Source organism: Asticcacaulis benevestitus DSM 16100 = ATCC BAA-896, assembly GCF_000376105.1.
Taxonomy (GTDB): Bacteria; Pseudomonadota; Alphaproteobacteria; order Caulobacterales; family Caulobacteraceae; genus Asticcacaulis; species Asticcacaulis benevestitus.
This window is the reverse complement of the sequence record NZ_AQWM01000002.1, coordinates 304,658-330,541: the sequence shown is the minus strand read 5'-3', so window position 1 is coordinate 330,541 and position 25,884 is coordinate 304,658. Positions and strand designations below refer to the sequence as shown.

Below are 25,884 nucleotides of genomic sequence, written 5' to 3'. Positions count from 1 at the left end.
TTGAATGGATTTCTTATATTAACCATGATGCCTTTCGCGCTAGCACGTTAACGATTATAGTCGGCCGCAGATGAGCGGTGCCGCAAGGCGCGTGGGGGTACATATGAACCGTAAATTCCTGCTATGGGCCATGGCCTTTGTGGTGATCTGCCCGGCCCTGTTTGGCGTCGGTTACTGGGTGTGGTGGGATCAGGTCCAGCGCTATGCCCCGGTCACCATCGCCAGCCCGACCGATGCCGCCGCCATTACCAGCCTGTTGACGCGCGCCGATTACGTTTCGCCCGATTTCCAGAAGGATGTCCTTACCACAGGCCCCGCATCCGGTATCACCACAGCCGTGACCAAGCCGGTGGACAAGCGCTGGGTCTATCTTGTGACGTACCGCGATTGCGCCCCGTGCCGCGCCTATGAGGATGTCGAGTTTCCGCGCCTGCAGGCCGGTGGCGTCGAGACCCGCATCGTCGCTTTTGCCCGCGAGGACAATGGCAATGTCAAGCAATCGACGCCGGAGGAACGCTCGACCATCGCCGAGCTGTGGCTGAACCGGAGCTGGCTGCTTTACCAGCAATGGCGCAACGCCGCGCCGGAAGCCTGGAAGGCCGAGAACATCGCCGTGGCCGATAACGATCTGGCGCGCTCGGGCGTGGTCTGGGCGTCGCGCGACTTCATCAACCAGCTTGCGCCGCTGTTGCGCAACAGCAAGGTCAATGTCGCCTATCCCATCGTCATCTGGCGCAACAAGAATAACGAACTGCGCGTCTGTAGCTGCGCCAGCAACAAGGCCTATCACTTCATCCGCGAGGACCTGGGCTTGCCCGGAGATCTCGAAACCGATGTCAAGGATCTGCTGCATCTCCCTAAAAACCTGATGCCGTTTGGCAGTGAAACCTCGGCGTCGTCCTCATCCTCCAGTCTGGCGCCGGCGCCGGGATTGAGCGCCGACAAGGATTATGGTCCGGGTGCGGCGCCATCGAGCTTTTAGAGCGCTTTCCGAAAAGTGTGACGCACTTTTCGGATAAAAAAGCGCGTCAAAACAAAAAATTAGAGCGCCGATCTGATTCAATCAGATCGGCGCTCTAAGACCGGCCATCAAACCATAAAAAACCCCGCCCTGTTGCCAGAGCGGGGTTTTTTATTGGGTCGGTTTAAAAGCTTACGCTTCGGCGTCCGGGTTGCCCGAGGACTCAGCGGCGGTCAGTTGCGCGCGAAGTTCGGCGCCCTTGGAGCCGCGCGTCGAGTTCATCGAACGCTCGACGATACGGGCAGCCTTACCGCGGCGATCGCGCAGATAGTAGAGCTTGGCGCGACGGACAACACCGCGACGCTTCACTTCGATGCCTTCGATCAGCGGCGACAGCAGCGGGAATACGCGCTCAACGCCTTCGCCGAAGGAGATCTTGCGGACGGTGAAGTTTTCATTGATGCCGGCGCCGGCACGGGCGATGCACACGCCTTCGAAAGCCTGAACGCGTTCGCGCTCGCCTTCCTTGATCTTGACGCTGACGCGCAGGGTGTCGCCAGGCTGGAATTGGGGGAATACCTTGGTGCCGCGCATCTTGGCGACTTCTTCGGCTTCAATCTTTTGCAGCAGGTTCATAGGAACGCTCCTAATAATTATGCGTCTTTCGACACGTTGAGGCTTATTTGCCTTTTAGCTGTGATTTGGAAAGATACGCCGCCCATAGATCAGGCCGTCGTTCCTTCGTGGTCGCCTCTCTTTGCTCCTGTCGCCACTTGGCAGCCTTTTTATGGTCGCCGTTCAGCAGCACTTCGGGGATGTCGAGGCCCTCGAACGTCCGCGGTCTTGTGAACTGCGGCTGCTCCAGGAGTCCATCCTCAAAGCTCTCATTATCGAGACTGGCCTGTGCGCCGAGAACCCCCGGTATAAGTCGCACCACCGCCTCGATGGTCACCATCGCCGCCGCTTCTCCGCCCGCAAGGACGGCGTCGCCGACGCTGATTTCTTCGAACCCGCGGCTGTCGAGCACCCGCTGATCCACCCCTTCAAACCGCCCGCACAGGACAATCAGCCCTGGGCGTGTGGCCCATTCCTTGACCTTCGCTTGCGTCAGGGGCCTGCCGCGTGCGCTCATATAGACAAGAGGGCGATCATTAAGCTCTATCGAATCAAGAGCTTGCGCGATCACATCCGCCTTTAAGACCTGACCGGGGCCACCGCCCGCGGGGGTATCGTCAAGAAAGCCGCGCTTATCGCTCGAAAAGTTGCGAATGTCCAGTGTTTCCAAGGCCCAGCGCGCAGATTCTTTCCACGCCGTGCCGATCAGCGAAACGCCGAGCGGCCCCGGAAAGGCTTCCGGAAACATGGTCAGGACGGTGACTTGGTAAGGTGTAGGGTCGGACATGCCGGCTCTATAACCGCAAGCGGCGCAAGAGTCACCCATCACAGCCAAGAAACCCGATCATCACCGCACAGGCGCGATGTCCCCCTCCCAAAGTGCGGGGAGGGGGAGCGAGGCTTAGCGCTTCAACCGCAAGGTCAGGCCCACTGCACGGGGCTGGCCAAGGAACGCCTTGTAGCTGCCGGCCTGGAACGGCGCGGAAAACGCGACCTGGTAGTAGGTATCGTCCGTCAGGTTCTGGCCCCACAGTTCTAGCGCCCAGCTTTCATCCGGCGCGCCGATGCTGAGGCGGCCATTATAAAGCGTGTAGGCGCGTTGCATCTTAATCGGCGCCAGATCGGAGCCGGTGTTATAACTGCTGTTATACTTGGCCGAGAGGGTGGCAACGAAGCGGTAACGACCGACGGCGTGAGCATAATCGACGCCATATACGCCCGACCAGCGCGGTGCGAACGACGCTGTGCCATTGGCCACCAGCGGCACGCCCGGCACGGCTTCGGGCCCGAACGTCGCCTCGTTATAGGTCACGCCGCCATTGAGGGTAAAATCACCGACCAGATAGCGGCTTTCGACCTCGATGCCCTGGCTTTTCAGGCGCGGCACCGAATTAACGACAAAGTTGGTGCCGAGGAAGGTGTTGAGCTGGAAGTTGCGGAAGCTTTCATCGAAGGCCGCGACATCGAGCGCCAGACGGCGGGAGAGGAAGCGGCCCTTGAAGCCGATCTCGACCGATTGCGAGGTTTCACGCTTGAAGGATGTATCGGTATCGGCCGTCAGGTTGCTGTTCTGCTCGCGATCGAGATTGAAGCCCGCACCCTTCCAGCCTGTGGCGTAGGAGGCATAGGTCATCAGGTTTGGTCGCGCCTGCCATTTCAGCTTGAGCGAGCCGGTCGTGGCGTTATCGGTGTTCTTCTGTGTGAGGGTCAGGTCATTGAACGCCGGATTGGACCACGGCTGGCAGATGGTGGTCTTCACCGAGGCGCTGGCGCAGGCAATCCCGTCATCGCTGTTGGTATAGGCCGAGGTCAGGCGCTTGGTTTGGCTATTGTAGCGCAGGCCGCCGAGCAGAGAGACGGTTTCGCTGATGTGCCACTCGGCATGACCAAAGATGGCGGTGTTGCGCTCGTGCTGACGATAGGTGTCGTGATTGCCTTCGCCTTCGACAAAGGATTGTCCGACCGGCAGACCGGTCAGTTGCGACACGCGGTTGATATTGGCGCCGGCGCTCAACAGCAGGCCGAGATAGGATTCGTAATCGGCGCCGTAAAGGGTTTCGTCGTGGCGCGTCAGGTCTTCCGAATTGGCGTAGAGACCGGCCATCCATTCGAACGCGCCGTTTTGGCCATTGAGACGGATTTCCTGCGACCAGGTATCGATCCGGTTGCCGAAGCCACCATTAGGATCACGGTAATAGATATCGGCGCTGGAGAAATCGGCGTCATAGCCATTGGTGTGATCCCAGTGGCGATAGGCGGTGATCGAGGTGAGCTGCATATTATTGGCCAGGCGCAGATCCCATTGCGCCGAAAGACCGGCATCGGTCAGCTTCTGCTTGGTCGAGCGGTTGGACCACGCCTGACGTGCCTTCGGATCGACCACCGAGGCCGTGCCGTCATCGGACGCCAGTTGATCGACATAGGCGCGGGTGCTGCCGATGGCGATGGCGGTGCCGACGCAGCACGATTCATCGCGCTTGGTGTAGTCGCCGATGAGGCGCAGGCGCGACCAGCCGTCGCCGTCATAGAGCAACTGACCGCGCGCCGACCAGTAGTTCTGATCGCCGTCGTCGGTCTGGGTGCGCGGGCCGTCGCCGGTATGGACATGGTACTGCCCCTCGCGCTGGCGCTTCACCAGCGACAGCGAGCCGGCCCATTTATCGGCCAGCTTGCCGGTGGTGTAACCGGCGACGCCGAGCGTGCCCTGCTCGCCGGCCGTCAGTTCGAGCGATGCGTGCGGCGTGAACGACGGCAGCTTGCTGACCACCTGAATGATGCCGGCTGATGCGCCCTTGCCGTAGATATCGGACTGCGGCCCTTTGAGGATTTCGATGCGGTCCAGCTCGCCCAGATCGCTCATGGCGGTGGCGGTGCGGGCGCGCGACACGCCATCGATCACCACGCCGACCGAGGAATCGAGGCCGGGATTGTCACCCACCGTGCCGACGCCGCGCAGGCGTGCCGTGGTCTGGGCTTCATTGGCGGTGGAGGTGATCAGCAGCGATGGGGTGAGGGTCTGCAGGTCCTTCAGATCGTGCGCGCCGGCTTTTTCAAGCTGGGTGCCGGAGACAACCGAAACCGTCAGCGGTGCGCGGCTGAGCGGCTCAGCCTTCTTTTGCGCGGTGACGATCACCTCGGTTGGGTCGGTATCTTGGGAAAACGCAGGAAAGCTCAGCCCCGCCAGCATCACGCCGGCGAGCGCCGTGCCTGTCAGGAGACGGCACGAAAGGGGTAACATCATATTTGGCCTCTTTTTGTAGCCCCATTTTCGGGGTCTATACGGAATCCGCCTAAGCGTTTTGTTATAGCCTCGCAAGCGTCAAAAGCGTGTAAACAGGCGCTCTTTACGCAACGTAAGCCTGAAAGCCTTATCTATCAACGAATCGCGTTACGCACGTACAGGATGGTTTTCCAACACCTGTTGTCAGGAAAGGACAGTCTTGTTACGGAACCCTGCCAGGTTCTGACAGCCACGGAAAGCGCACCGCCATGACACCCTATGTTTTGATCCTCCACGAGGTCGCTGACTATCCGGCGTGGAAAGTCATCTTTGATAACGCCGCCGTTATCCGTAAGGCGGCCGGTGAGATTAGCTATCAGGTGTTGAAATACGATACCGACGCCAACCGCATCGTCCATTTCTCGGCCTGGTCATCTCTGGACAAGGCGCGACAGTTCTTTGAATCGCCAGAACTGGTCGAGATCCGAAAAGTGGCAGGGGTGAAGGCGCCGGATTTCATCTATCTGGAAGAAATCGAGCGCGGATTGCTGACATAGTCGGGTTTCTGGTTTGCTGTTATGATGCCCTAAAAAAGGGAGCGAACCATGCGGACACTCAGCGTCTTCAACAATATCAGCCTTGATGGCTATTTCACCGACGCCCGCAACGATATGAGCTGGGCCCACGGCGCCGATGATGCGGATTTCAACGCCTTCGTCGCCGGCAATGCGTCGGGCGATGGCGTGCTGGTGTTTGGCCGCATCACCTACGACATGATGGCCGGCTGGTGGCCCAGCGACATGGCGGCGCAGGCCATGCCCGAGGTTGCGGCGGGCATGAATCGCATGACGAAGTACGTTTTTTCACGCTCGATGACGTCAGCGGACTGGCAGAACACGCAGGTTTTCAACGAGGATGCGGTCGAGGCCATGCGCCGCCTGAAAGCGGAAGCCGGCGGCGCCATGGTGGTGCTTGGCAGCGGCAGCCTGGTGGCCCAACTGGCCAGGGCCGGTCTGGTCGATGACTATCAGGTGGTGGTGTGCCCGGTCGTGCTTGGCGCTGGCCGTTCGATGTTTGAGGGTATCGACCGGCGCGACCTGATCCTGACGCAGAGCCGTGCTTTCAGCAACGGCAAGGTGTTTCTGCGCTACCGTTAGCGAACATGCAGGCCGAGTTCGGACAGCAGTTCGGCGGCCTGAGCGCGCGAGATGGTGGCGCCCTTGAACCGGCGGGCATCTTCCAGCCGGACGCCGCCGATATCGGTGCCGCGCAGGTCAGCCCCTTCAAAACGCGCATCGGTCAGGATGGCGTCGCGTAAAGAACAGTCCTCAAAGACGGTCTGGCGGAAATCGCAGCGATGCAGTTCGGCATTGTGCATGTCGAGCGATTTCAGCGTCTGCTTGCTGAACGAAAAACCGCGCAGGCGGGCGTCGTTCAGGCGGCATTCCTCAAAGGTGACATCGAGCGCGCGGGTATCGAGCAGATTGGCGCCGGTCAGCTTGCAGCGTTGGAAACGCGATTGCGACAGGGTGGCGCCACGGAACAGGCTGTTGTTGAAATCACAGCCGGTGAACCGCGACTCGATCAGGATGGCGCTGGTGAAATCGGCGTGCGCGCCCTTGCATTTGATGAACTGCGTGCGTTCCAGCTTGGCGCTGACGAACTTGGTCTTGCGGAACAGGCAGTCCTCGAACACCCAGCCATTGAGGATGAAATCGGACAGATCGACCTCTTCGACCTCGCAGCCGACCAGCTTGACGGGTGTGCCCTTATTGGCCAGCAACAGGACCGCGCCACGGTCGAGGATTTGGTCAGTTATGGTGGTGGCGGGTTCTGGGGTCATGGGTCAGTCAACAATTACAGCTAAATGAAATATTGTCAGTGCAAAGGACAGTGCATATCCGAGCCAGCCTGTCCTTGTGAATTTACGTCGAATGGCCGATACGGTTGCCAATATGAATAAGGCGAATGTTACATACTTCGCGCGCCAAAAGAAATTTGTCACGCTTGGGTCTGTGTATCTGCCGCCACAAATCATCTCACCACTATCATCAAGATGACATAGCAAATGAACACTTATGTTCATCCTTACAATAATAAGGACAACAAACCACAGCAACGGCGACCACGCGATTAAGGTATTCCAGTTTTGCCGGGCGAAATAGCGTTGCCAGAAATTTTGCATAAGCCTCAGCTTGCATTCAGGTAAACACATAGCTCTTACAGCACATGCTGTCGAGTTACGGGGTCGAGGGTTTGGCGCCAGCGAACGTATAGCGTTCGCAAGCCATGGTGACCCCTCAACTATCAGATAAAGAAAAGGCGACCCCATAAATGGGATCGCCTTTTCTTTATTCAGAGAAGACGAAGGGGCCGGAGGCCACTTCCACCCCGTTACTTGGCGGTTGGGAAATTCTTACGCTGGATGGTCCATTCCTTGTCCGTGCAAAGGCCGCAGGCCTCACCGACGAAATAGGTTTCAGCCGTCTTGTCACCGCGCAACTGCCATTCCAGCCACTGCACAGCCACCTTGGCGGATGGCCCACCATTGGGGCGCAGGAAATCGCCGCCATGCGAGGCGCTGTTATTCGCCACCATGACCGGCACATGATTGATGTGCTCAAAGTCATCCATGCCGTTCTTGTAAGCAATATCTTTCGGCCCGCCCAGAATATAGAGGATAGGGGTATGCAGGGTTTTAAGCGTTGCCTTAGTAACGTTTAATGCGGAGAGGAAATTGTTGCCGTCCGGAAAGGTGCCGCTGTTATCGATGATGACCGCTTTCACGCGCGGATCGCCAGCCAGACCTAAGGCCTGAATGCCCCCGCAGCTAAAGCCGGACACCGCAATCTTGGCGGGATCAATCTTGCCGAAATAGGGGCTGCCGGAGCGGGCGTTTTCCGCCAATGCCCATTCGAGGCCCGCCTTCACATCTGCACCGGTCGTTGCCGTGCCGGGAGCGGCACCTTCCGGACGCTTAGGTTCCGGGGTCGAGCCGGGGCCGGAATAGATGCCACCGGGCGCGATGACCACGTAACCGTAGGAGGCCAGCTCCGCCAAATGCAAACGCGAACCCGCGCCATCGGCCGAACAGGCGCCATTGCCCCAGGCCACAATGCCGAGCGTGCCCGAAGCGACCTTTGACAAATCCTTTGGCCGATAGACAACGTGATTGGGCAGGCTGGAGTCCTGTTCCTTCATCGCTGGATAGGCACCGGTGCCTTCGGTATCCGGGGCCTTGGCGTAGGCCGCCTGATCAGCATCAGATTTGGCCTTTTCCTCAGCGGTTTGCGGCGGAAAGACCGGCATGTTCGGCGGCGGAGCATTTTGGGCCACGACCGAACCGGCCATGGCCATGGTCATGAGGGCGATAAGGCTTAGTCCTGTTGTGTATTTCATGGCGTCCCTGCTTTTTTATTGTCGTTATCGACTAATTGTCAGACAAGAAATAATCCAAATACCGAAGATTGTCACGTGTTAACAGGGCCCAGCCATACGCTGTCGCGTTATGGTGGTGAGGGGTCCAAGACCCCTCCCCTTGCATTAAAAAAGCCTGCCACCCCTCAAAAGGGATGGCAGGCTTTAAAATCAGCAAGAAACCCCACCCCCATCCGGCTTCGCCGGACGGTCCCCCTCCCCGACAAGTCGGGGAGGTATAAGGCAGAGGCGTCAACCCAGACTCTGACGAGTTAGGGTCCTAGGGGCTTGCCCCTAGTCGCGACGCGGACGGCGCGGACGGCTCGAACGCTCGCCACGGTCCGAACGCTCACCACCTTCAGCCGTTTCCAGCTCAGGCTCTTCGCCGGACGCGATGCGGGCCGCTTTTTCAGCCGCCAGCTTTTCCGTCAGGTCTTCGCCAGTTTCCTGATCGACCACCTTCATGGAGAGCTTCGTCTTGCCACGATCGTCGAAGCCTAAGAACTTCACCTTCACTTCGTCGCCTTCGTTCAGGACGTCCGAGGTCTTGCCGACCTTTTCGTTCTTGATCTGCGAGATGTGGACGAGGCCGTCCTTGGCGCCGAAGAAGTTCACGAACGCGCCGAAATCGACGACCTTCACGACCTTGCCCTTGTAGATGGCACCGACTTCCGGCTCCGACGCGATCGACTTCACCCAATCGCGGGCGGCGTCGATCTTCGATTGTTCCGAAGCCGAGATCTTGATGGTGCCGTCGTCGGCGATGTCGATCTTGGCGCCCGTCTTTTCGACGATTTCGCGGATGACCTTGCCGCCGGTGCCGATCACTTCGCGGATCTTGTCGGTCGGGATCTTGATGGTTTCGATCTTGGGAGCGAATTCGCCCAGTTCTTCACGCGCACCGGAGATCGCCTTGTTCATTTCTTCCAGGATGTGCAGACGACCTGCGCTGGCCTGGCGAAGTGCCTTGGTCATGATCTCTTCGGTGATGCCGGCAACCTTGATGTCCATTTGCAGGGACGTGATGCCGTTGATCGAACCGGCCACCTTGAAGTCCATGTCGCCGAGGTGATCTTCGTCACCCAGGATGTCGGACAGGATGGCGTATTCGCCGGAGGGCTCAAGGATGAGGCCCATGGCGATACCCGAAACCGGCGACTTCAGCGGCACGCCGGCATCCATCAGGGCCAGCGACGAGCCACAGACGGTCGCCATCGAGGAGGAGCCGTTCGACTCGGTGATTTCCGAGACCAGACGGATCGTGTAGGGGAAATCTTCCGGGGCCGGGAGCATCGGACGCACTGCGCGCCAGGCCAGCTTGCCGTGGCCGATTTCGCGGCGGCCGGGCGAACCCATGCGGCCGGTTTCACCGACGGAGTACGGAGGGAAGTTATAGTGGAGAAGGAACTTCTCCTTGTAGGTGCCTTCCAGGCTATCGATGAACTGCTCATCATCGCCGGTGCCGAGCGTGGCCACGACCAGCGCCTGGGTTTCACCGCGGGTGAACAGGGCCGAACCATGGGTGCGCGGCAGGATGCCGACTTCGGACACGATCGAACGGACCTTGTCGACGGCGCGGCCGTCAACACGCTTGCCGTGCTCGATGATGTCGCGGCGCAGGACGTCGGCTTCACATTCTTTGAAGGCGGCGCCGAAGATGGCGGCGTCTACGCCGTCAGGATTTTCTTCGGTCTTGACCAGCGAAACGGCGGCCTTGGACTTGGCAGCGCCAACGGCTTCGTGGCGCGGGTGCTTTTCCTGGATGGTGTAGGCGTCGCGGATATCCTGGCCGACCAGGCCCTTGATCTTCGTGACGACGTCGGAGAAATCTTCGGCTTCAAACGCGAAGGGTTCCTTGGCGACGTGTTCGGCCATCTCGATGATGGCGTCGATCACCGGCTGCATGCCGCGATGCGCGAACATCAGAGCGCCGAGCATGGTGTCTTCCGACAGTTCCTTGGCTTCCGATTCCACCATCATGATGGCGTCCTGCGTACCGGCGACAACGAGGTCGAGGTTCGATTCCTTGATCTGGTCAACGGTCGGGTTCAGCACGTATTCGCCGTCGATCAGGCCAACGCGGGCGCCGCCGATGGGGCCCATGAAAGGCACGCCGGAGAAGGTCAGGGCCGCGGAGGCGGCGACCATGGCGACGATATCGGGATCATTTTCCATGTCGTGCGACAGGACGGTGCAGACAACCTGCACTTCGTTCTTGAAGCCCTTGACGAACAGCGGGCGGATCGGACGGTCGATCAGGCGCGAAACCAGGGTTTCTTTTTCCGAAGGGCGGCCTTCGCGCTTGAAGTAACCACCGGGGATCTTGCCGGCGGCGAAGGTCTTTTCCTGATAGTTGACGGTCAGCGGGAAGAAGTCCTGACCGGGCTTCGGCTTGCGGGCGTAAACGACGGTGGCCAGGACGGTGGTCTCACCGTAGGTGGCCAGCACGGCCGAGTCGGCCTGACGGGCAACGCGGCCCGTTTCCAGCGTGAACTTGCGACCAGCCCAATCGATGGATTTTCTTTTGATATCAAACATATGTTGTCTTTCATTCGGCTCCGGAACAGCCCCATGCCGTTCGGGAGGTGGCCACATAACGTTTAAGCGGCGCGTGTAAGGGGCTCTTCAGTTAAGCCCAGCGTATAAGCGAGATGCAGTCATCTCGCGGGGTGTATAAGCAGGCCGAAAGCATCGGCCGGGGTGTGTAAAACCGCCGGAAAGGCGGGTCGTTTTCAGGTGCCCTGTCACGTCTTTGCCTGAGGGCCAACAAGCAGAAGGGCTCGGAGTTGCCCCCAAGCCCTTGGTCGTTCCGATATTTAGCGACGCAGGTTGAGCGTGGCGAGGATAGCGGTGTAGCGGTCGGTGTGACGGTTCTTAAGGTAGTCAAGAAGACGACGACGTTGCGACACCATTTTCAGGAGGCCGCGACGGCTGTGGTTGTCCTTCTTGTGTTCCTTGAAGTGTTCGGTCAGGTTGGCAATGCGTTCCGTGAGGATTGCGATTTGCACTTCTGCACCACCGGTATCACCTTCGGTACGGGCGTGGGTTTTGATGACTTCTGTCTTGCGATCAGCGGTAATCGACATCGGGTTTCTCCTTAGTGAGAATTTAAAGATTCAAAAGACGCGAGGGATGAAGTGTTCCGCCGCGCAGTTCGCACAAGGCCAATACCTGCCCGTTAAACACCGCCTGAACCGTATCGGGAAACTCCGCATAGCCGTCATCGAGACGGGCTTTGAGAGCCGCATTTAACAGTTCAATCTGACGGGGCAGAAGGGCAAGGTCGCGTCCCTGCTTCAATCTTGCGGCCTCATCTTGCGTCACAGGCAGGCCCGGGATGTCGTCCAGTGCCGTCTCTACGCCAAGTAAAGCCTCAAGATGGGCGTTCCTATGCACTAATTCCTCAAGCTTTTCCAGTGTTATTGAGTCTTTTGTTTCAAACGCACCCACCGCCTCGCGACGAAGCGTGGTGACGTGACCGCAAACACCCAGTTCCAGGCAGATGTCGCGCGCGATCGAGCGGACATAGGTGCCCTTGCCGCAATGGAGCGTAAAGCTGGCGGTTTCGGTGTCGAAAGCATCGAGCGTCAGGTCGAATACCTCGATCTCGCGGGCTTTCAGTTCGACCTCGACACCCTGACGCGCCAGATCATAGGCGCGCTTGCCATCGACCTTGATGGCCGAAAACGCCGGCGGCACTTGCTCGATCACGCCGATAAACTGGGGGAGGGTGGCTTCGATAGCATCCTTCGTCGGGCGGGCATCGGATTCAGCGGTGACGCGGCCTTCGGCGTCGTAACTGTCGGTGGTTTTGCCGAAGGTGACGGTGAAGCTGTAGGTCTTGTCGGCTTCCATCAGGTAGGGCACGGTCTTGGTGGCTTCGCCGAGCGCGATCGGCAGGATGCCGGTGGCGAGCGGATCGAGCGTGCCGGCGTGACCGGCCTTCTGCGCCTGGAACAGCCAGCGGATTTTCCCGACCGCCGAGGTCGAGGTCATTTCAAGGGGTTTGTCGAAACATATCCAGCCGTGGATCGCTTCGCCTTTTTTCTTTCGGGCCATGGGAGTCCGTTTGTGTTGAAAGGAAGCAAGAAACCCCACCACCATATCGCTTCGCTCATGGTCCCCCTCCCCGAACAAGTCGGGGAGGTACAAGAAAACGAAAGCCTTGTACCTCCCCAGTTTTACTGGGGAGGGGGACCGCGCCGCTCTTGCGGCGTGGTGGTGGGGTTTCTTACTTAACTACTCTTCGTCCTCATCATCATGATGCAGATCGCGGGCGATATCCGGACGCATGAACAGAGCATCGATCCGTGCGGCTTCATTGAAGCTTTCATCATGCAGGAAGCGCAGTTCCGGCGTGAACTTCATCTCGATATGACGGCCCAGAACCCCGCGCAGGAATTTCGCGTGCTTGTTCAGCGCCGCCACTGCCGGACCGATCTGGTCCTTGGTGATGGTCACGGCCGCCTGATCGCTGGCCAGACCGGCGCCGAGCGGTTCGACGAACACGGTGGCGTGGCGCAGATCGTTGGAGCAGCGCACTTCGGTGATGGTGATCGAGACGCCCGCCAGGGCCTCATCGTGGATATCCTCATCGCGCAGGATTTCGACCAGGGCGTGGCGCACCAGTTCGCCGGCGCGCAACTGGCGCTGGGTGGGGCCGAGGTCCGTGGGCGTGCGGCCGTGGGCCTTGTTGCCCTGCGCCCGCTGGGACTTGTCTTTGGAAGAGCTGTATTTCATCAGGCTCATATAGGCGTTTTTGCTGATTTTTCTATTCAAAAATGCGGCGGGTGCGCTATGCAGAGTAAAACCATAAGTTTTACAGGGCTTCCATGACCACCAGCAAACCCAGTTTCGTGCCCCGTATGGAGGGGCTTGACGCCTTGCGCGGCTTCGCCCTGATGGGGCTTTTCTTCGTCCACATGCCCGAACTCTACGAACTGTACTGGGCGCATCCGGTCACCGATCCGGTCCAGCTTATGTGGCACGATACCATCTTCACGATCTTTGCCGGCAAGTCGTTCGCGCTGCTCGCCCTGTGCTTTGGCGTCAGTTTCTTCATCATCATGGATCGTGCCGGTAAACGCGGCGTCGATTTCACCGGCCGCTTTGTCTGGCGGCTTGTGCTGCTCGGTGTGATCGGCGTCCTGCACGGCCTGTGGTATCGCGGCGATGTGCTGGAAGTTCTGGCCCTGATGGGGCTGTTCCTCATTCCTTTCTATCGCCTGAAATCGAACGCGATCATTTTGATTTTGGCGACCTTCTTCCTGCTCCAGCCCCTGATAATCGTGCAGATGATCAGCGCCTTTAACGGCGCCACATGGGCCAATACCCCGCCGGATTACTGGACCGCCCCGACGCCCGACGCCTATCTCACCGGCAAGAGTCTCATCGAGACCATCCGCATAAACTGGGTTGATGGCCATCCGTTCAAATGGGACTTCATGCTGAAAGCCGGACGCCTCAGCCAGATCCTTGGCCTGTCGCTGGTAGGCATGGTGCTGGGCCGTATCGACTTTTTCGGCCAGCCGGAAAAGTTCCGCACCCTTCGCCTCACCGCCCTGACCATCGCGGCAGCGGTCACCGTTGGTCTGTGGCGGGGCAAGCCTTCGCTGATTACCTTGATACCGACCTCCGACGCCGTCTTTATGCCACGCTCCTTGTGGGATTCGATGCTGTCGGGCTGGTTCGACCTCAGCCTGATGACGGTGCTGATGATGGGCTTCCTGTCGCTCTATTACAGCTTCGGCCACAAGGTGCTGAACCTGCTGGCGCCGGTCGGCCGCATGACCCTGACGCTTTATGTCGGCCAGTCGCTGATCTTCGTGCCGGTGTTTTACAGTTTCGGACTGGGGATGCACGCCACCATGCTGCAATCAACCGCGGTGCTGATCGCCATTGTCGTCTTCGCGTTCCAGGTCGCCTTCGCGCACCTGTGGTTCAAGGCATTCCTCTACGGACCGCTCGAATGGCTGTGGCGCGCCGGCACCTATCTGACGCTTCAGGTGCCGTTTATCCGCCGCACGCAGGCCTCACTTTAGAGGCCCTGCCTCAGACAGGATAGGTTTCAGGACTCAAGGCCAGACAGTCGCCGACGAGATAGAGCGAGCCGCAGATCAGCACCCGCAAGGGCGTATGCGGCAGGGCTTGGATAGCCTCCAGAGGGCTTGCGGCGATCACCGCTGTGAGCCCTTTGCTTTGTGCGGCTTTCGCCAGTTCGGCGGGTGCAATGGCGGCATCGCTGCTGAACGGGACGCAGGTAATCTGCGCCTCCAGACCCGCGAAATGGCCGAAGAACTCTGTGGCGTCCTTGGTGTTGATCAGGCCGCAAATCAGATGCAGGGGCTTCGGGTCGCGCGCCTGCCGCCGGTCGATAAAGTCATGCAAGGCCCGCGCGGCGTGGGGATTATGCCCGCCATCCAGCCATAGTTCGGACGCCCGGTTCTTTAGCCCTTCAAACAGCGGCCCCGCTTTAAGCGCTTGCAGGCGGCCGGGCCATTGGACTGTCGTCAGGCCGGTCTCGATGGCGTCTAGGGTGACGCCGAGCATGAGCGTGGCCTTGATGGCGAGCGCGGCATTCTCGATCTGGTGTTCGCCCGCCAGAACGGGCAGCGGCAGGTCATAGAGCGCGTCTTCGTCCTGAAAGATCAGCCGGTCGCCTTCGCGCCAGGCATCTATGCCCTGTCCCATGCTGGTGAGGGACACGCCCAGTTTCAGCGCCTGCCGTTCGAGAGCCTGCGAGGCCTCTTCCGGTTGACGGGCGCTGAGGGCGGGCACGCCGCGTTTGAAGATACCGGCCTTCTGACTGGCGATGGTCTTGAGATCGTTGCCGAGGAAGGCCTGATGATCGTAATCGATCGGCGTGATGAGCGTCAGTTTCGGCTGGCTGACGATATTGGTGGCATCTAACAGGCCACCAAGGCCGGTCTCCAGCAGCAGCAGGTCGGCGGGGGTTTCGGAAAAGGCCAGGAAGGCGGCGGCGGTGGTCGATTCAAAGAAGGTCAGGGCTTGACCGTCATTGGCGATCTCGACGCGGTTGAGGCAATCGGCCAGATAGTCCTCACCAATCAGCTTACCGGCGAGGCGAATGCGTTCGGCGAAACGGACGAGGTGCGGCGAGGTATAGACATGAACCCGCAGGCCTTGCGCTTCGGCCATGGCACGCAGCAGGGCGATGGTCGAGCCCTTGCCGTTGGTACCGGCCACATGCACGACTGGCGGCAGCTTATCCTGTGGAGACGCTAAGGCTTCGCAGACGCGCAGCATCCGGTCGAGATTGAGGTCGATCAGCTTGGGATGCAGGGCTTTCAGGCGTTCAAGCGGTGCGTCGAAGGGGAGAAGGCGGTCGGTCATGTCATACTTCCCCCTCGCCCCGTTTACGGGGAGAGGGTTGGGGTGAGGGGCTAATCGATGAGGTGGCCCCTCACCCGGCCCTTTGGGCCACCCTCTCCCCGTAAACGGGGCGAGGGGATATATCCGCCCATTAGCATCTCAATCAGATTCAGGGGAGAGGTTTTGCATCCTTGTCCGGACGGCGGATCAGCCAGGCAATGAGCGCAATGGCTGCCGCCCACAAACCATAAGCACCAAGATCGTAGATATTGTCGGCTATGCTGGTCTTATAACTGTCAATGGCTCCATAACTAACACCAGAAAGCATACCGCACAGGGCGTAAGGTGCGGCCTCTCGCCATTTATTAGCATATAATATGGAATGAATGAGCAGCCCGATCGGCAGAGCAAAGAGCGAGATTAAAACCGAGCCTAACATAACAGCGTCCAGGTAATAACTTTTGAACTCGGGCTCGGAACGGGTGATAAAATAAGCCCCGAAAAGCGTTGTAATGAAAACACCCACTATTAGGCCGATGAGCGTTTTCACCAGTCGATGTTGCTTGATATTTTCCATAGCTGCCCCTCGTCATCACGCTAAGACCAAACTTATGTCATGGGAGGTGGGTTTGGCGCCAGCGAAACGCATGCGTTTTGCCAGCCATGGTGACCCCACAACTTACACGTCCAATAAAAAATCCGGCCAAACCGGCCGGACTTTTTATTGGAAGGCAGAACTTGGGGCCGCAGGCCCCAAACCCCGATAACTTAGGCTGCGCGGCGCTTGCCGCTCATCAGCATCGACATCAAAGCGCCCAGCACTTCCGGCAGTTCCGAGCGCGGCACAACGCGATCGACCATGCCCTTTTCGACCAGGAATTCCGAACGCTGGAAGCCTTCCGGCAGCTTTTCGCGGATGGTGGACTCGATCACGCGCGGACCGGCGAAACAGATCAGCGCACCGGGTTCAGCCAGATGAATATCACCCAGCATGGCGTAAGACGCGGTGACGCCGCCGGTGGTCGGGTCGGTCAGCACCACGATATAGGGCAGTTGCGCTTTTTTCAGTTCCTGAATGCCGAGCGTCGTGCGGGCCATCTGCATCAGCGACAGCGCGCCTTCCTGCATACGGGCGCCACCGGCGGCCGTGAAGACCACCATCGGCACCTTGCGCGCCACGGCGGCTTTGGCGGCGGCGATGAAGCCCTCACCGGCGGCCATACCTAAGCTCCCGCCCATAAAGGCGAAATCCTGCACCAGCACGATGCAATCGACGCCTTGCACCTTGCCATAGCCGATGGCCATGACATCGCGTTCGCCGGTGGCGGCGCGGGCAGCCTTCAGGCGGTCCTTGTAGGGCTTGCCGTCGGAGAAGTGCAGCGGGTCTTCAACCACTTCCGGCGTCGGCAGGGATTCCCACTGGCCATCATCGAAGGTGAATGTCATGCGTGCCTTGGGGCCAATCCGCATATGGCGGCCATTGGGCGTCACCCACAGGGCCGCTTCCAGATCCGAACGATAGATCATATCGCCGGTATCGGGGTCTTTCACCCACAGGTTTTCCGGCGTTTCGCGCTTGTTATTGACGAAATTGGATATGCCGGGCGCGATCTTGCTCAGCCAGCCACCGCGCTCGCGGCGCTCGGCAGATTTCGCGGAGGCCGGTAATTTCGGGCCCTTGTTAGACGTATCAGCCATAGCCATACTCTAAGTTACTCCAGTTAGTCCCGAGCCTGATGCACAGCCTGTGCCAAAATCGCGGCCTTTTCCAGCACTTTCACGCTGGATGGGGTATTTTCCAGTAAAGAAGTCTTGATCTCATCGACCAGAGCCGAGCCCACGACCGCCGCATCGGCGATGCGGGCGACAGACGCAGCACTTTCCGGTGTGCGGATGCCGAAACCCACCGCTACGGGCAGGTTGGCGGCGTCGCGCACCTTCGAGACCGCCTCGGCAATGGCGTCGGCATCGACCGATTTGACGCCGGTGACGCCCGCTACCGAGACATAGTAGATAAAACCGCGAGTCCGTTTCACAAGCGTTAACAAACGTGAATCGTCGGTGGTGGGGGTGGCCAGGCGGATCAGGGCGATGTCGTTGGCGTCGAGCGCGTCGCTTAAGGCATCGGCCTCTTCCGGCGGGCAATCGACCACGATCAGGCCGTCGGCGCCAGCCTCTGCAGCGCTTTGGGCAAAGCGCTCGTAGCCCAGGAAATCGACCGGGTTCATATAGCCCATCAGAATGATCGGCGTGTCCTGATCGATCTCGCGGAAGCGCTTCACCAGCATGAAGACATCGCGCAGCTTGGTGCCGGCGGCCAGAGAGCGCTCGGCGGCATGCTGGATGGTCGGGCCCTCGGCCATCGGATCGGAGAAGGGGAAGCCCAGTTCGATCAGATCGGCACCGGCGGCCGGCAGGCCTTTGAGAATTTCAAAGGTCGTTTCCAGATCGGGATCGCCGGCCATGATATAGGCGATGAAGGCGGATTTGTTGTGCGCTTTCAGATCGGCAAAACGCTTGTCGATACGGGCAATACTCATGACAACGCACTCCCGTTCTTCTCGCCCATGTGCTTGGCCACCGTTGCGATATCCTTATCACCGCGGCCTGACAGATTGAGCACGACAATGCCGCCCTTGCCGACTTGGCGCGCCAGATCGCCGACCTTGGCGATGGCGTGCGAGGATTCCAGCGCCGGGATGATGCCTTCGAGCCGTGAGGTCAGGGAAAAGGCTTCCAGCGCCTCTTCATCGGTGCAGGTGACGTATTGCGCACGCTTGATCTCGTGCAGATAGGCGTGCTCAGGCCCGATGCCGGGATAGTCGAGACCGGCGGAAATCGAATGGCCTTCCAGAATCTGGCCGTCTTCGTCCTGCAACAGATAGGTGCGGTTGCCATGCAGCACGCCGGGGCGGCCGCCATTGAGCGAGGCGGCGTGGCCATTATAGACATCGAGGCCGTGACCGGAGGCTTCAACGCCGACCAGCTTTACGGTGTCATAGTCGATGAAGGGATAGAACATGCCGATGGCGTTCGAGCCACCGCCGACGCAGGCGATGACGGCGTCCGGCAAGCGGCCTTCCATTTCCAGGATCTGCTCGCGCGTTTCCTTGCCGATCACCGACTGAAAATCGCGGACCATTTCCGGATAGGGGTGCATGCCGGCGGCGGTGCCGATCATGTAATAGGTGTTGTGGACGTTGGTCACCCAGTCGCGCAGGGCTTCGTTGAGCGCGTCTTTAAGCGTACCGGCGCCGCTGGTGACCGGCGTCACCTCCGCGCCCATCAGCTTCATGCGGAAGACGTTCGGCGCCTGACGCTCGACATCCTTGGCGCCCATATAGACAACCAGCGGCAGGTCAAACTTGGCGCACACGGTGGCCGAGGCGACGCCGTGCTGGCCAGCGCCGGTTTCGGCGATGATGCGCGTGCGGCCCATCCGCTTGGCCAGCAGGATCTGGCCGATGCAGTTGTTGATCTTGTGGGCGCCGGTGTGGTTCAGCTCTTCGCGCTTGAAATAGATTTTCGCGCCGCCGTGGTGCTCGGTCAGGCGTTCGGCGAAATAGAGCGGCGACGGGCGGCCAACGAAATGCTTGAGCAGGCTGTGGAATTCGGCCCAGAAGGCGGGATCGTTCTTGGCGTCTTGCCACGCCTGCGTCAGCTCCAAAACCAGCGGCATCAGGGTCTCTGGCACATAGAGACCGCCGAAATCACCAAACCGGCCACGGGCATCGGGTTGGGCGTAGGTGTTGGGTCGCAAGACGGGATCGCTCACCGTGAAATTCCTTCAGGGCTAAATGATAATGTCTCCAAACTCGGCTGAGTTTGGCAAGGGCGACTGCCCGCCCGAGCTGTTGCGAGGCAAGCCCGCGCGGCGTTAGCGCACAAGAAATGTGCCTTATAGCGACTTTGCCGCTTTTAGGAAGTCTGAAATGAGACCGGCGTCCTTGATGCCGGGCGCGGATTCGACACCGGAGGAGACATCGAGCATCGATGCACCACTCTCTTGTACGGCGGCGGACAGGTTGGCGGATGACAGGCCGCCGGCCAAAAACCACGGTTTTGCTGCGACGTGGTGACGCATCAGGCTCCAGTCGAAGCTTAAGCCCAGTCCACCGGGCAGGGCGGCGTCCTTCGGCGCCTTGGCGTCAAACATCATATAGTCGACGTGCGGTTCATAGGCGTGGGCGCCGGCCAGATCGGCTTTTTCGCTGACGCTGATCGCCTTGATCAGGGGTATGCCTGTTAACCTTTGGATCTCGGCGACGCGCTCCGGGCTCTCCTTGCCGTGGAGCTGGATCAGGTCGGGCCTCACGTCGTTCTTCAGAGCTGCCAGCAGATCGTCATCGGGATTGACGACAACGCTGACAAGGGGTGTGGAAACGTTTACCCGGCGAATCACCTGCATGAGGCCGGACATGGCTTCCAGGGGCAAATGGCGCGGGCTTTTCGCAAAGTGGACGAAGCCCAAAAAGTCAGCGCTGTCATTTAGCGCCGTTTTGGTCGACTCAAGCGTCGAAATCCCGCAGATTTTCACTTTTGGAGGCATAAAACACCTTGAATTTGTCGCTCATAACGCAGACGCTTCAACATAAATCAAGGTTTGGGACTTAGATTTCAAATTAAATCAAGCCGGCTCACAAGAAGCGGCGAAAAAATTTAGGGCAAGGAACATCATGGCCGACCACGTGCTATTGAGTGACATCAGTAACGGCACCTACCTAAAGCTGGCTATCGCCAGGCGCGGGGAGCGTCCGAAAGAAACCGCACATTACGCCTGCAACAGCCTGGAAGGCTTCAAGACCTCAATCCGCGACTTTCTCGATGCGCAGGGCAATCCGCATCTGAGCGGCGCGGCGATTTCGGCGGCCGGCTGGGAGCGCGGCGGCATTATCCAGCTTCCCAACCATGGTTTTTCGATCGATCGCGCCGACATGCGCGGTTTCCTCAATACCCAACGTATCAATCTGGTCAATGATTTCGTCGCCAAGGCGCTGGCCATTCCGCGCCTCGAAGAGGGCGAACGCGACAAGATCTGCGGCGGCGATCCCCTCGAAGAACAGGTGATCGCGGTTATCGGTCCGCACAATGGCCTTGGCATGTCGGCGCTGGCGCCTGACGGCATGGGCAACTGGACGGCGATGCCGACCGAGGGTGGCCACTCCGATCTGGCTCCGACCACAGACCTGGAAGAGGCTGTGCTGCGCGTGCTGATCGACAAATACGGTCACGTGTCGCGCGAGCGCGTTATCTCCATCCCCGGCGTCGTCGATGTCTGGAAGGCGCTGGCGAAGATCGACGGTGACGATGAGGCGCGCACGCCGATGATCGAGGAGATCATCGCCATGGCCAGCACCGGTGATGAACGCTCGAAGCAGGCGATTGATCTCAGCATGGGCTGGTTCGCCGCCATGGCCTCAGACGTGGCGCTGATCCTGGGGGCGCGGGGGGGCGTCTATCTGGCCGGCGATCTGCTCGATCAGATCGGTGATCTCTTCGATGTCGAAGCCTTTGTGAAACGCTACAGCGACAAGGGGCGTCTCAGCCGTTATGTCAGCGAGGTGCCGGTGTTCAAGACGACCGCCCGCGATATGGAAATCATCGGTCTGGCGACCCTTTTTGACTAAAAGCGCTTTCCGAAACGTGTGACGCACTTTTAGGATCCAAAAAGTGCGTAAAAGCAAAGTTCAATCCGGAGCGGACAATGTCCCATGTTTTGTTGTGTGATTTTACCTTTGGTTCCTACATCAAGCTGGCGCTTGGCCAGCCCGGCCGTCGGCCTGAGCCGGCCACCCTGCACGCCTGCGCCGATCGCGACGCCTTCGACCGCGAGGTGCTCGGCTTCCTGAAAGAGCGTGGCGATCCGAAGCTGCTTGGTGTGGCTATCTCCTCGCGTGGTTGGGAACGCCGGGGCGTGCTGCAGTTGCCCGACGAAGGCATAACGCTTATTCGTGACGAGGTGCGTGACCTTTTGGGCGTCAAGCGTTTGAATCTCGTCAATAATTTCGTGGCGCGAGCCATGGCGATTCCCCATCTCAAGCCTTCCGAACGCGAGCAGATCTGTGGTGAGCAGGCCATGGAGGAGCAGGTTATCGCCGTGCTTGGTCCGCACCACGGGCTGGGTCTGGCCGCCTTGGCGCCCGACGGTGCCGGGCACTGGACCGCCATGCCGTGCGAAGGCGGCCATTCCGACCTGCCGATCGATACCGAGCGCGAATGGCAGGTTTGGCGCGTGCTGCATAACAGGTTTGGCCATGTGGCGCGTGAATGCGCCGTCTCGCTCTCAGGTCTGGTCGAGGTGTGGCAGGCCCTGCATGTCATCGATCAGGTGGGAGCGGCCAAGGCAAAGCCGGAAGAAATCGTGGCGCTGGCGCGTGGGGGCGATGCACGCGCGCTTGAGGCCATCAGCCTCAGCATGGGCTGGCTGGCCGGCATGGCGTCGGATGTCGGGCTGATTTTGGGCGCACGCGGGGGCATTTACCTGACCGGCGACCTGATGGACATGCTGGCCGACCTGTTCGACCGCAAGGCCTTCTGCGCCCGTTATCTGCACAAGGGTCGCCTCACGGGCTACGTGTCGGAAATCCCGGTCTATCGCACGCTTGCGCCGGACCTGGAGATTATGGGTCTGGCAACCCTCTTCGATTAGCCCAACCCTACTGTGAGGGGCTGCAAATAGCCGCTTTTCTGCGATACGATGCTCACGTACTTAAGTACGTTCCGCTTCGTTTCTCGAAAAACAACCATTTTGGCTGCGCCGAACTCCGTTTCGCCGCCTCATAGCGGGCTATGCGCGGGTACAAATGCAAAAAAGCCGGAGCATCGCCCCGGCTTTTTTTATGTCTTTTTCAGTTCGGCCAGAATGGCGGCCAGCAGCTCTTCCTGCGATGGCCCCGGCGGCGCCGGATCGGCGGCGGGCGGGGGAGGCATCAGACGGTTGATGGCCTTGACCACCAGGAAGATGGCGGTGCCGATGATCAGGAACTGGATGATGGTATTGATGAAGGCGCCATAGGAGATAGCGACTTCCGCCGTCTTGGTCGCCACGTCGGCGGGCTTCAGGATCAGCTTGAGATTGGAAAAATCGACGCCGCCGGTGATGAAGCCGATCGGCGGCATGATGATGTTGTCGACCAGCGAGGTGACGATCTTGCCGAACGCGCCGCCGATGACCACACCGACCGCCAGGTCGATGACATTGCCGCGCATGAGGAAGGTTTTGAATTCCGAGGCGATGCTCATGGTCAGGCCTTTCGCTTAGCCGTTGTCGTCGCCGGAGAGGTTCAGGCGTTCGCGCAGCTCCTTGCCGCTCTTGAAGAAGGGCACATGCTTCGCCGGCACCTTGACGGATTCGCCAGTACGCGGATTGCGTCCGGCGCGGGCAGGGCGGGAGCGGACAGACAGGGCGCCAAAACCGCGCAACTCGACGCGACCACCTTTTTCAAGCGTGGTGATCATGGATTCCAGAATGAGATTGACCGCGCGCTCGACGTCTTTTTGCGTCAGGTGCGGATATTCGGAAGCCAAGCGCTCAATGAGTTCTGATTTCAGCATTGCTCTCCCCCATCAGGTTTGACCGGAGCAACGAGCATGTCTGAAAATGAAAATGAGTTCAAGGGGTTGGATATAAATTAACGTGTTGGTAGCGCTACCATAGACACATTTTTTCAACCAGCAGGTAATTTCCTTAATCGCGCAACGGGCTTTGAGGGAACCGGTATCATAAAAAACCCCGTGGTCCGTCGGTTTTTAAAAAAACCTTACGCCACGGGGGGTTAGGCGAATTCCGGTCACTTTACCGTGTTGCAGCATATGATAGAGGCGCGGTACGCGCTTTATGCTTTGGCGGCGGGTTGGTTGATGGCCCAGCCGACACCGAACGGATCGGTGAGTTGTCCGTAGGTATCGCCCCAGAACTGGACATCGAGCGGCATCCTGATCTCGCAGCCGGCGGCGACGGCGCGGTCCCACCACAGTTGAGCGTCTTCGACCATCAGGGTCATGGTGAAGCTGATGGAAGGCTGGTGCGGATAGCCGTGTTCGGGAAAGGCGTCGGACAGCATCAGCGAGCCGTTGTTGATTTCAAGATGTCCGTGCATCAGGCGGCCGTCTTCGGTCGGGCGGCGATCATGCTCTATGGCGGCGAAGGCCGCTTTGTAGAAATCGATCGCCTTGGCGGCGCCTATGACGGTCAGGTACGGAATGACACCGTGAATCAGGTTGGGAAGGGACATGTTTCAACTCCTTGTGGATGCCCACTGTGCCAGTGCGCTGACAAAAACATGGCAGCGGCAACAGGCCAAAACGGAAGGTGCCGGTATGTAACGGGCACAAAAAAGCCGGAGCCCCTTGCGAGACTCCGGCTTAATTTTGGATCCTGACCCTTGCCGTTCAAGCGCCTAAAACGCTGTCACGATTTCGGGTCCAGGGTCGTTACGACCCTGGTTAGGACTCTTGCTTACCGCGCAGAGCGGCGCCGAGGATATCACCGAGCGAAGCGCCCGAATCCTGCGAACCGTACTGTTCGATAGCTTCCTTTTCGGAGGCCATTTCCAGAGCCTTGATCGAAACGGAGACCTTGCGGGCCGCCTTGTCGATGTTGGTCACCTGGGCGTCGATGCGATCGCCGACGGCATAACGCTCAACGCGCTGCTCGTTGCGGTCACGCGACAGGTCGGACTTGCGGATAAAGGCCGACATCGGCGCGTCATCTTCACCGAACTTCACTTCGATGCCACCGGTGGTGACTTCCGTGACGGTCACAGTGATGTTCTGACCCTTCTTGTAGGTGTCGCCGGTCATCGGATCGCTGCCGAGCTGCTTGATGCCCAGCGAGATGCGTTCCTTTTCCACGTCGACGTCCAGAACCTTGGACTTGACGACATCGCCCTTCTTGTACTTGGCGATGGCTTCTTCGCCCGGAACGTTCCAGTCGAGGTCCGACAGGTGGACCATGCCGTCGATTTCGTTTTCGAAGCCGATGAACAGGCCGAATTCGGTGGCGTTCTTGACTTCGCCTTCGATGGTGGAGCCGACCGGATGAGCGCTGAGGAAGTCGTCCCAGGGGTTGTTCTGGGCTTGCTTCAGGCCGAGCGACACGCGGCGCTTGGAGGCGTCGACTTCGAGCACGACGACTTCAACTTCTTGCGAAGTGGAGACGATCTTGCCCGGATGGACGTTCTTCTTGGTCCACGACATTTCCGAAACGTGCACCAGACCTTCAACGCCCGACTCGAGTTCGACGAAGGCGCCGTAGTCAGTGATGTTGGTGATGCGACCGGAGAACTTGCCGCCGACCGGATACTTCAGGTCAACACCATCCCACGGATCGGACTGCAGTTGCTTCATGCCGAGGCTGATGCGTTGCGTATCGGGGTTGATCTTGATGATCTGAACCTTGACAGCGTCGCCGACGTTGAGGACTTGCGACGGATGCGACACGCGCTTCCACGACATGTCGGTCACGTGCAGCAGGCCATCGATGCCACCGAGGTCAACGAACGCACCGTAATCGGTGATGTTCTTGACAACGCCGTCACGGATTTCGCCTTCGGCCAGTTGGCCGACCAGCTCGGTGCGTTGTTCGGCACGGGCTTCTTCTAGGATGGCGCGACGCGACACGACGATGTTGCCGCGCGGGCGATCCATCTTCAGGATGGCGAAAGGCTGTTCCTTGTTCATCAGCGGAGCGACGTCGCGCACGGGGCGGATGTCGACCTGCGAACCGGGCAGGAAGCCCGAAGCGCCGTCCATATCAACCGTGAAGCCGCCCTTAACGCGACCAACGATCGTACCCATGACAGGCTCGCCCTTGTTGAAGATAACTTCAAGACGGGTCCAGGCTTCTTCACGGCGGGCCTTCTCGCGGCTGATGACCGCTTCGCCCATGGCGTTTTCGACGCGCTCAAGGTAAACCTCGACGGTGTCGCCGACCTTCAGGGTCTGGCCGTCAGCGAGGCCGAATTCCTTCAGGGAGATACGGCCTTCGGTCTTCAGACCGACATCGACCATAACGTATTCTTTTTCGACGGCGACGACGAGGCCGTGAATGACCTGGCCTTCAAGCATGTCGCGGCCGTGCATGGATTCGTCAAGCAGGGCGGCAAAATCGTCGCGCGACGGATTGTATTCGCTCATAAAGTCTCTTTGTTGGTTAGCGCGTGTCCCGTCTTTCATATCCCGAAAACGACGTTGAGGCCGTGGCGTTCGACGGGGAAAGGGCGCGGGGGTGCGGCTTTGGATTTTGTGAAGTTTGGGTTTGGGAGGCAGCCATAAGGCGGGCCCCAAGATGTGAACCACAAGCTCGAAAGCTCCGAAGACGTCCCGTGTGCTGCCTCTA

At 59.4% G+C, this 25,884-nt stretch carries 25 protein-coding genes; 6 read left to right on the top strand and 19 right to left on the bottom strand.

Features of this window, described 5'->3' with window-relative positions:
• Nucleotides 1-103: 103 nt before the first annotated feature.
• Nucleotides 104-982: a hypothetical protein gene (locus B060_RS23875; protein WP_018080661.1), complete on the top strand. Its 879-nt coding sequence runs from the start codon at nucleotides 104-106 to the stop codon at nucleotides 980-982.
• 171 nt (nucleotides 983-1,153) lie between these two features.
• Here the strand turns inward: B060_RS23875 and rplS are convergent, their stop codons facing one another.
• The 3 genes from rplS to B060_RS0104975 form a co-directional block, all read right to left on the bottom strand.
• Nucleotides 1,154-1,597 (bottom strand): 50S ribosomal protein L19, encoded by a 444-nt coding sequence (gene rplS / locus B060_RS0104985; RefSeq protein WP_018080660.1) that lies wholly within the window; start codon nucleotides 1,595-1,597, stop codon nucleotides 1,154-1,156.
• A 43-nt stretch (nucleotides 1,598-1,640) separates the two neighbouring features.
• The gene (gene trmD, locus B060_RS0104980; RefSeq protein ID WP_018080659.1) at nucleotides 1,641-2,363 is read right to left on the bottom strand and encodes a tRNA (guanosine(37)-N1)-methyltransferase TrmD; all 723 of its coding nucleotides are present in this window, start codon (nucleotides 2,361-2,363) and stop codon (nucleotides 1,641-1,643) included.
• A 114-nt stretch (nucleotides 2,364-2,477) separates the two neighbouring features.
• Nucleotides 2,478-4,817: a TonB-dependent receptor gene (locus tag B060_RS0104975; protein WP_018080658.1), complete on the bottom strand. Its 2,340-nt coding sequence runs from the start codon at nucleotides 4,815-4,817 to the stop codon at nucleotides 2,478-2,480.
• Nucleotides 4,818-5,065: 248 nt separating this feature from the next.
• Between B060_RS0104975 and B060_RS0104970 the strand changes: the two genes are divergently transcribed.
• Nucleotides 5,066-5,353: an antibiotic biosynthesis monooxygenase gene (locus tag B060_RS0104970; protein ID WP_018080657.1), complete on the top strand. Its 288-nt coding sequence runs from the start codon at nucleotides 5,066-5,068 to the stop codon at nucleotides 5,351-5,353.
• 48 nt (nucleotides 5,354-5,401) lie between these two features.
• Complete coding sequence (locus B060_RS0104965) at nucleotides 5,402-5,953, top strand: dihydrofolate reductase family protein (protein ID WP_018080656.1); 552 nt, start codon at nucleotides 5,402-5,404, stop codon at nucleotides 5,951-5,953.
• Here the strand turns inward: B060_RS0104965 and B060_RS0104960 are convergent.
• The 6 genes from B060_RS0104960 to rbfA all read right to left on the bottom strand — a co-directional run bounded on the left by B060_RS0104960 (nucleotide 5,950) and on the right by rbfA (nucleotide 12,962).
• On the bottom strand, nucleotides 5,950-6,639 hold the full coding sequence (locus B060_RS0104960; RefSeq protein ID WP_018080655.1) for a pentapeptide repeat-containing protein: 690 nt from the start codon (nucleotides 6,637-6,639) through the stop codon (nucleotides 5,950-5,952). The two genes, B060_RS0104965 and B060_RS0104960, sit on opposite strands and share 4 nt — an antisense overlap.
• A 551-nt stretch (nucleotides 6,640-7,190) precedes the next feature.
• Nucleotides 7,191-8,195 carry a dienelactone hydrolase family protein gene (locus B060_RS0104955; RefSeq protein ID WP_018080654.1) on the bottom strand — a complete coding sequence of 335 codons (1,005 nt, stop codon included), beginning with the start codon at nucleotides 8,193-8,195 and terminating at the stop codon, nucleotides 7,191-7,193.
• Between the two features lie 312 nt (nucleotides 8,196-8,507).
• Nucleotides 8,508-10,751 carry a polyribonucleotide nucleotidyltransferase gene (gene pnp, locus B060_RS0104950; RefSeq protein WP_018080653.1) on the bottom strand — a complete coding sequence of 748 codons (2,244 nt, stop codon included), beginning with the start codon at nucleotides 10,749-10,751 and terminating at the stop codon, nucleotides 8,508-8,510.
• 278 nt (nucleotides 10,752-11,029) lie between these two features.
• Nucleotides 11,030-11,299 carry a 30S ribosomal protein S15 gene (gene rpsO / locus B060_RS0104945; protein WP_018080652.1) on the bottom strand — a complete coding sequence of 90 codons (270 nt, stop codon included), beginning with the start codon at nucleotides 11,297-11,299 and terminating at the stop codon, nucleotides 11,030-11,032.
• A 22-nt stretch (nucleotides 11,300-11,321) separates the two neighbouring features.
• A complete protein-coding gene (gene truB / locus B060_RS0104940; protein WP_018080651.1) occupies nucleotides 11,322-12,272 on the bottom strand; it encodes a tRNA pseudouridine(55) synthase TruB in 951 nt (316 codons plus the stop codon).
• Between the two features lie 180 nt (nucleotides 12,273-12,452).
• Complete coding sequence (gene rbfA, locus B060_RS0104935; protein ID WP_018080650.1) at nucleotides 12,453-12,962, bottom strand: 30S ribosome-binding factor RbfA; 510 nt, start codon at nucleotides 12,960-12,962, stop codon at nucleotides 12,453-12,455.
• A gap of 83 nt (nucleotides 12,963-13,045) precedes the next feature.
• Between rbfA and B060_RS0104930 the strand changes: the two genes are divergently transcribed.
• Nucleotides 13,046-14,254 (top strand): DUF418 domain-containing protein, encoded by a 1,209-nt coding sequence (locus tag B060_RS0104930; RefSeq protein ID WP_018080649.1) that lies wholly within the window; start codon nucleotides 13,046-13,048, stop codon nucleotides 14,252-14,254.
• A 10-nt stretch (nucleotides 14,255-14,264) separates the two neighbouring features.
• Here the strand turns inward: B060_RS0104930 and B060_RS0104925 are convergent, their stop codons facing one another.
• From B060_RS0104925 to B060_RS0104900, 6 genes are all read right to left on the bottom strand, one after another.
• Complete coding sequence (locus B060_RS0104925; protein WP_018080648.1) at nucleotides 14,265-15,566, bottom strand: bifunctional folylpolyglutamate synthase/dihydrofolate synthase; 1,302 nt, start codon at nucleotides 15,564-15,566, stop codon at nucleotides 14,265-14,267.
• Between the two features lie 148 nt (nucleotides 15,567-15,714).
• Nucleotides 15,715-16,122 carry a hypothetical protein gene (locus tag B060_RS0104920; RefSeq protein WP_018080647.1) on the bottom strand — a complete coding sequence of 136 codons (408 nt, stop codon included), beginning with the start codon at nucleotides 16,120-16,122 and terminating at the stop codon, nucleotides 15,715-15,717.
• Nucleotides 16,123-16,313: 191 nt separating this feature from the next.
• Complete coding sequence (locus B060_RS0104915) at nucleotides 16,314-17,249, bottom strand: acetyl-CoA carboxylase carboxyltransferase subunit beta (protein ID WP_026172604.1); 936 nt, start codon at nucleotides 17,247-17,249, stop codon at nucleotides 16,314-16,316.
• Nucleotides 17,250-17,266: 17 nt separating this feature from the next.
• Nucleotides 17,267-18,085, bottom strand: coding sequence for a tryptophan synthase subunit alpha (gene trpA / locus B060_RS0104910; protein WP_018080645.1), 819 nt, complete (start codon nucleotides 18,083-18,085; stop codon nucleotides 17,267-17,269).
• Nucleotides 18,082-19,305, bottom strand: a complete 1,224-nt coding sequence (gene trpB / locus B060_RS0104905) for a tryptophan synthase subunit beta (RefSeq protein WP_169533916.1) — start codon at nucleotides 19,303-19,305, stop codon at nucleotides 18,082-18,084. Before trpB ends, trpA begins: the two co-directional genes overlap by 4 nt.
• 138 nt (nucleotides 19,306-19,443) lie before the next feature.
• Complete coding sequence (locus tag B060_RS0104900) at nucleotides 19,444-20,094, bottom strand: phosphoribosylanthranilate isomerase (protein WP_018080643.1); 651 nt, start codon at nucleotides 20,092-20,094, stop codon at nucleotides 19,444-19,446.
• A 127-nt stretch (nucleotides 20,095-20,221) separates the two neighbouring features.
• Between B060_RS0104900 and B060_RS0104895 the strand changes: the two genes are divergently transcribed.
• A complete protein-coding gene (locus B060_RS0104895) occupies nucleotides 20,222-21,172 on the top strand; it encodes a glucokinase (protein ID WP_018080642.1) in 951 nt (316 codons plus the stop codon).
• A 77-nt stretch (nucleotides 21,173-21,249) separates the two neighbouring features.
• Nucleotides 21,250-22,194: a glucokinase gene (locus B060_RS0104890; protein WP_018080641.1), complete on the top strand. Its 945-nt coding sequence runs from the start codon at nucleotides 21,250-21,252 to the stop codon at nucleotides 22,192-22,194.
• Between the two features lie 188 nt (nucleotides 22,195-22,382).
• On the opposite strand, the gene mscL is transcribed toward B060_RS0104890, so the two are convergent.
• The 4 genes from mscL to rpsA all read right to left on the bottom strand — a co-directional run bounded on the left by mscL (nucleotide 22,383) and on the right by rpsA (nucleotide 25,682).
• Entirely contained in the window at nucleotides 22,383-22,787 is a 405-nt protein-coding gene (gene mscL, locus B060_RS0104885) for a large-conductance mechanosensitive channel protein MscL (protein ID WP_018080640.1), read from the bottom strand.
• A 15-nt stretch (nucleotides 22,788-22,802) separates the two neighbouring features.
• Complete coding sequence (locus tag B060_RS0104880) at nucleotides 22,803-23,099, bottom strand: integration host factor subunit beta (RefSeq protein ID WP_018080639.1); 297 nt, start codon at nucleotides 23,097-23,099, stop codon at nucleotides 22,803-22,805.
• Nucleotides 23,100-23,380: 281 nt separating this feature from the next.
• Nucleotides 23,381-23,779 (bottom strand): VOC family protein, encoded by a 399-nt coding sequence (locus B060_RS0104875; protein ID WP_018080638.1) that lies wholly within the window; start codon nucleotides 23,777-23,779, stop codon nucleotides 23,381-23,383.
• Between the two features lie 211 nt (nucleotides 23,780-23,990).
• Nucleotides 23,991-25,682 (bottom strand): 30S ribosomal protein S1, encoded by a 1,692-nt coding sequence (rpsA, locus tag B060_RS0104870; protein ID WP_018080637.1) that lies wholly within the window; start codon nucleotides 25,680-25,682, stop codon nucleotides 23,991-23,993.
• Nucleotides 25,683-25,884 lie beyond the last annotated feature (202 nt).

Coding starts and splice junctions, on each gene's coding strand:
- B060_RS0104970 (WP_018080657.1), top strand. CDS start 5,066: ATGACACCCTATGTTTTGATCCTCCACGAGGTCGCTGACTATCCGGCG.
- mscL (WP_018080640.1), bottom strand. CDS start 22,787: ATGAGCATCGCCTCGGAATTCAAAACCTTCCTCATGCGCGGCAATGTC.
- B060_RS0104895 (WP_018080642.1), top strand. CDS start 20,222: ATGGCCGACCACGTGCTATTGAGTGACATCAGTAACGGCACCTACCTA.
- B060_RS0104960 (WP_018080655.1), bottom strand. CDS start 6,639: ATGACCCCAGAACCCGCCACCACCATAACTGACCAAATCCTCGACCGT.
- B060_RS0104975 (WP_018080658.1), bottom strand. CDS start 4,817: ATGATGTTACCCCTTTCGTGCCGTCTCCTGACAGGCACGGCGCTCGCC.
- B060_RS0104900 (WP_018080643.1), bottom strand. CDS start 20,094: ATGCCTCCAAAAGTGAAAATCTGCGGGATTTCGACGCTTGAGTCGACC.
- B060_RS23875 (WP_018080661.1), top strand. CDS start 104: ATGAACCGTAAATTCCTGCTATGGGCCATGGCCTTTGTGGTGATCTGC.
- B060_RS0104955 (WP_018080654.1), bottom strand. CDS start 8,195: ATGAAATACACAACAGGACTAAGCCTTATCGCCCTCATGACCATGGCC.
- B060_RS0104890 (WP_018080641.1), top strand. CDS start 21,250: ATGTCCCATGTTTTGTTGTGTGATTTTACCTTTGGTTCCTACATCAAG.
- B060_RS0104875 (WP_018080638.1), bottom strand. CDS start 23,779: ATGTCCCTTCCCAACCTGATTCACGGTGTCATTCCGTACCTGACCGTC.
- B060_RS0104880 (WP_018080639.1), bottom strand. CDS start 23,099: ATGCTGAAATCAGAACTCATTGAGCGCTTGGCTTCCGAATATCCGCAC.
- B060_RS0104930 (WP_018080649.1), top strand. CDS start 13,046: ATGACCACCAGCAAACCCAGTTTCGTGCCCCGTATGGAGGGGCTTGAC.
- B060_RS0104925 (WP_018080648.1), bottom strand. CDS start 15,566: ATGACCGACCGCCTTCTCCCCTTCGACGCACCGCTTGAACGCCTGAAA.
- rbfA (WP_018080650.1), bottom strand. CDS start 12,962: ATGAGCCTGATGAAATACAGCTCTTCCAAAGACAAGTCCCAGCGGGCG.
- trmD (WP_018080659.1), bottom strand. CDS start 2,363: ATGTCCGACCCTACACCTTACCAAGTCACCGTCCTGACCATGTTTCCG.
- rpsA (WP_018080637.1), bottom strand. CDS start 25,682: ATGAGCGAATACAATCCGTCGCGCGACGATTTTGCCGCCCTGCTTGAC.
- trpA (WP_018080645.1), bottom strand. CDS start 18,085: ATGAGTATTGCCCGTATCGACAAGCGTTTTGCCGATCTGAAAGCGCAC.
- B060_RS0104915 (WP_026172604.1), bottom strand. CDS start 17,249: ATGGCTATGGCTGATACGTCTAACAAGGGCCCGAAATTACCGGCCTCC.
- truB (WP_018080651.1), bottom strand. CDS start 12,272: ATGGCCCGAAAGAAAAAAGGCGAAGCGATCCACGGCTGGATATGTTTC.
- B060_RS0104920 (WP_018080647.1), bottom strand. CDS start 16,122: ATGGAAAATATCAAGCAACATCGACTGGTGAAAACGCTCATCGGCCTA.
- rpsO (WP_018080652.1), bottom strand. CDS start 11,299: ATGTCGATTACCGCTGATCGCAAGACAGAAGTCATCAAAACCCACGCC.
- pnp (WP_018080653.1), bottom strand. CDS start 10,751: ATGTTTGATATCAAAAGAAAATCCATCGATTGGGCTGGTCGCAAGTTC.
- B060_RS0104965 (WP_018080656.1), top strand. CDS start 5,402: ATGCGGACACTCAGCGTCTTCAACAATATCAGCCTTGATGGCTATTTC.
- rplS (WP_018080660.1), bottom strand. CDS start 1,597: ATGAACCTGCTGCAAAAGATTGAAGCCGAAGAAGTCGCCAAGATGCGC.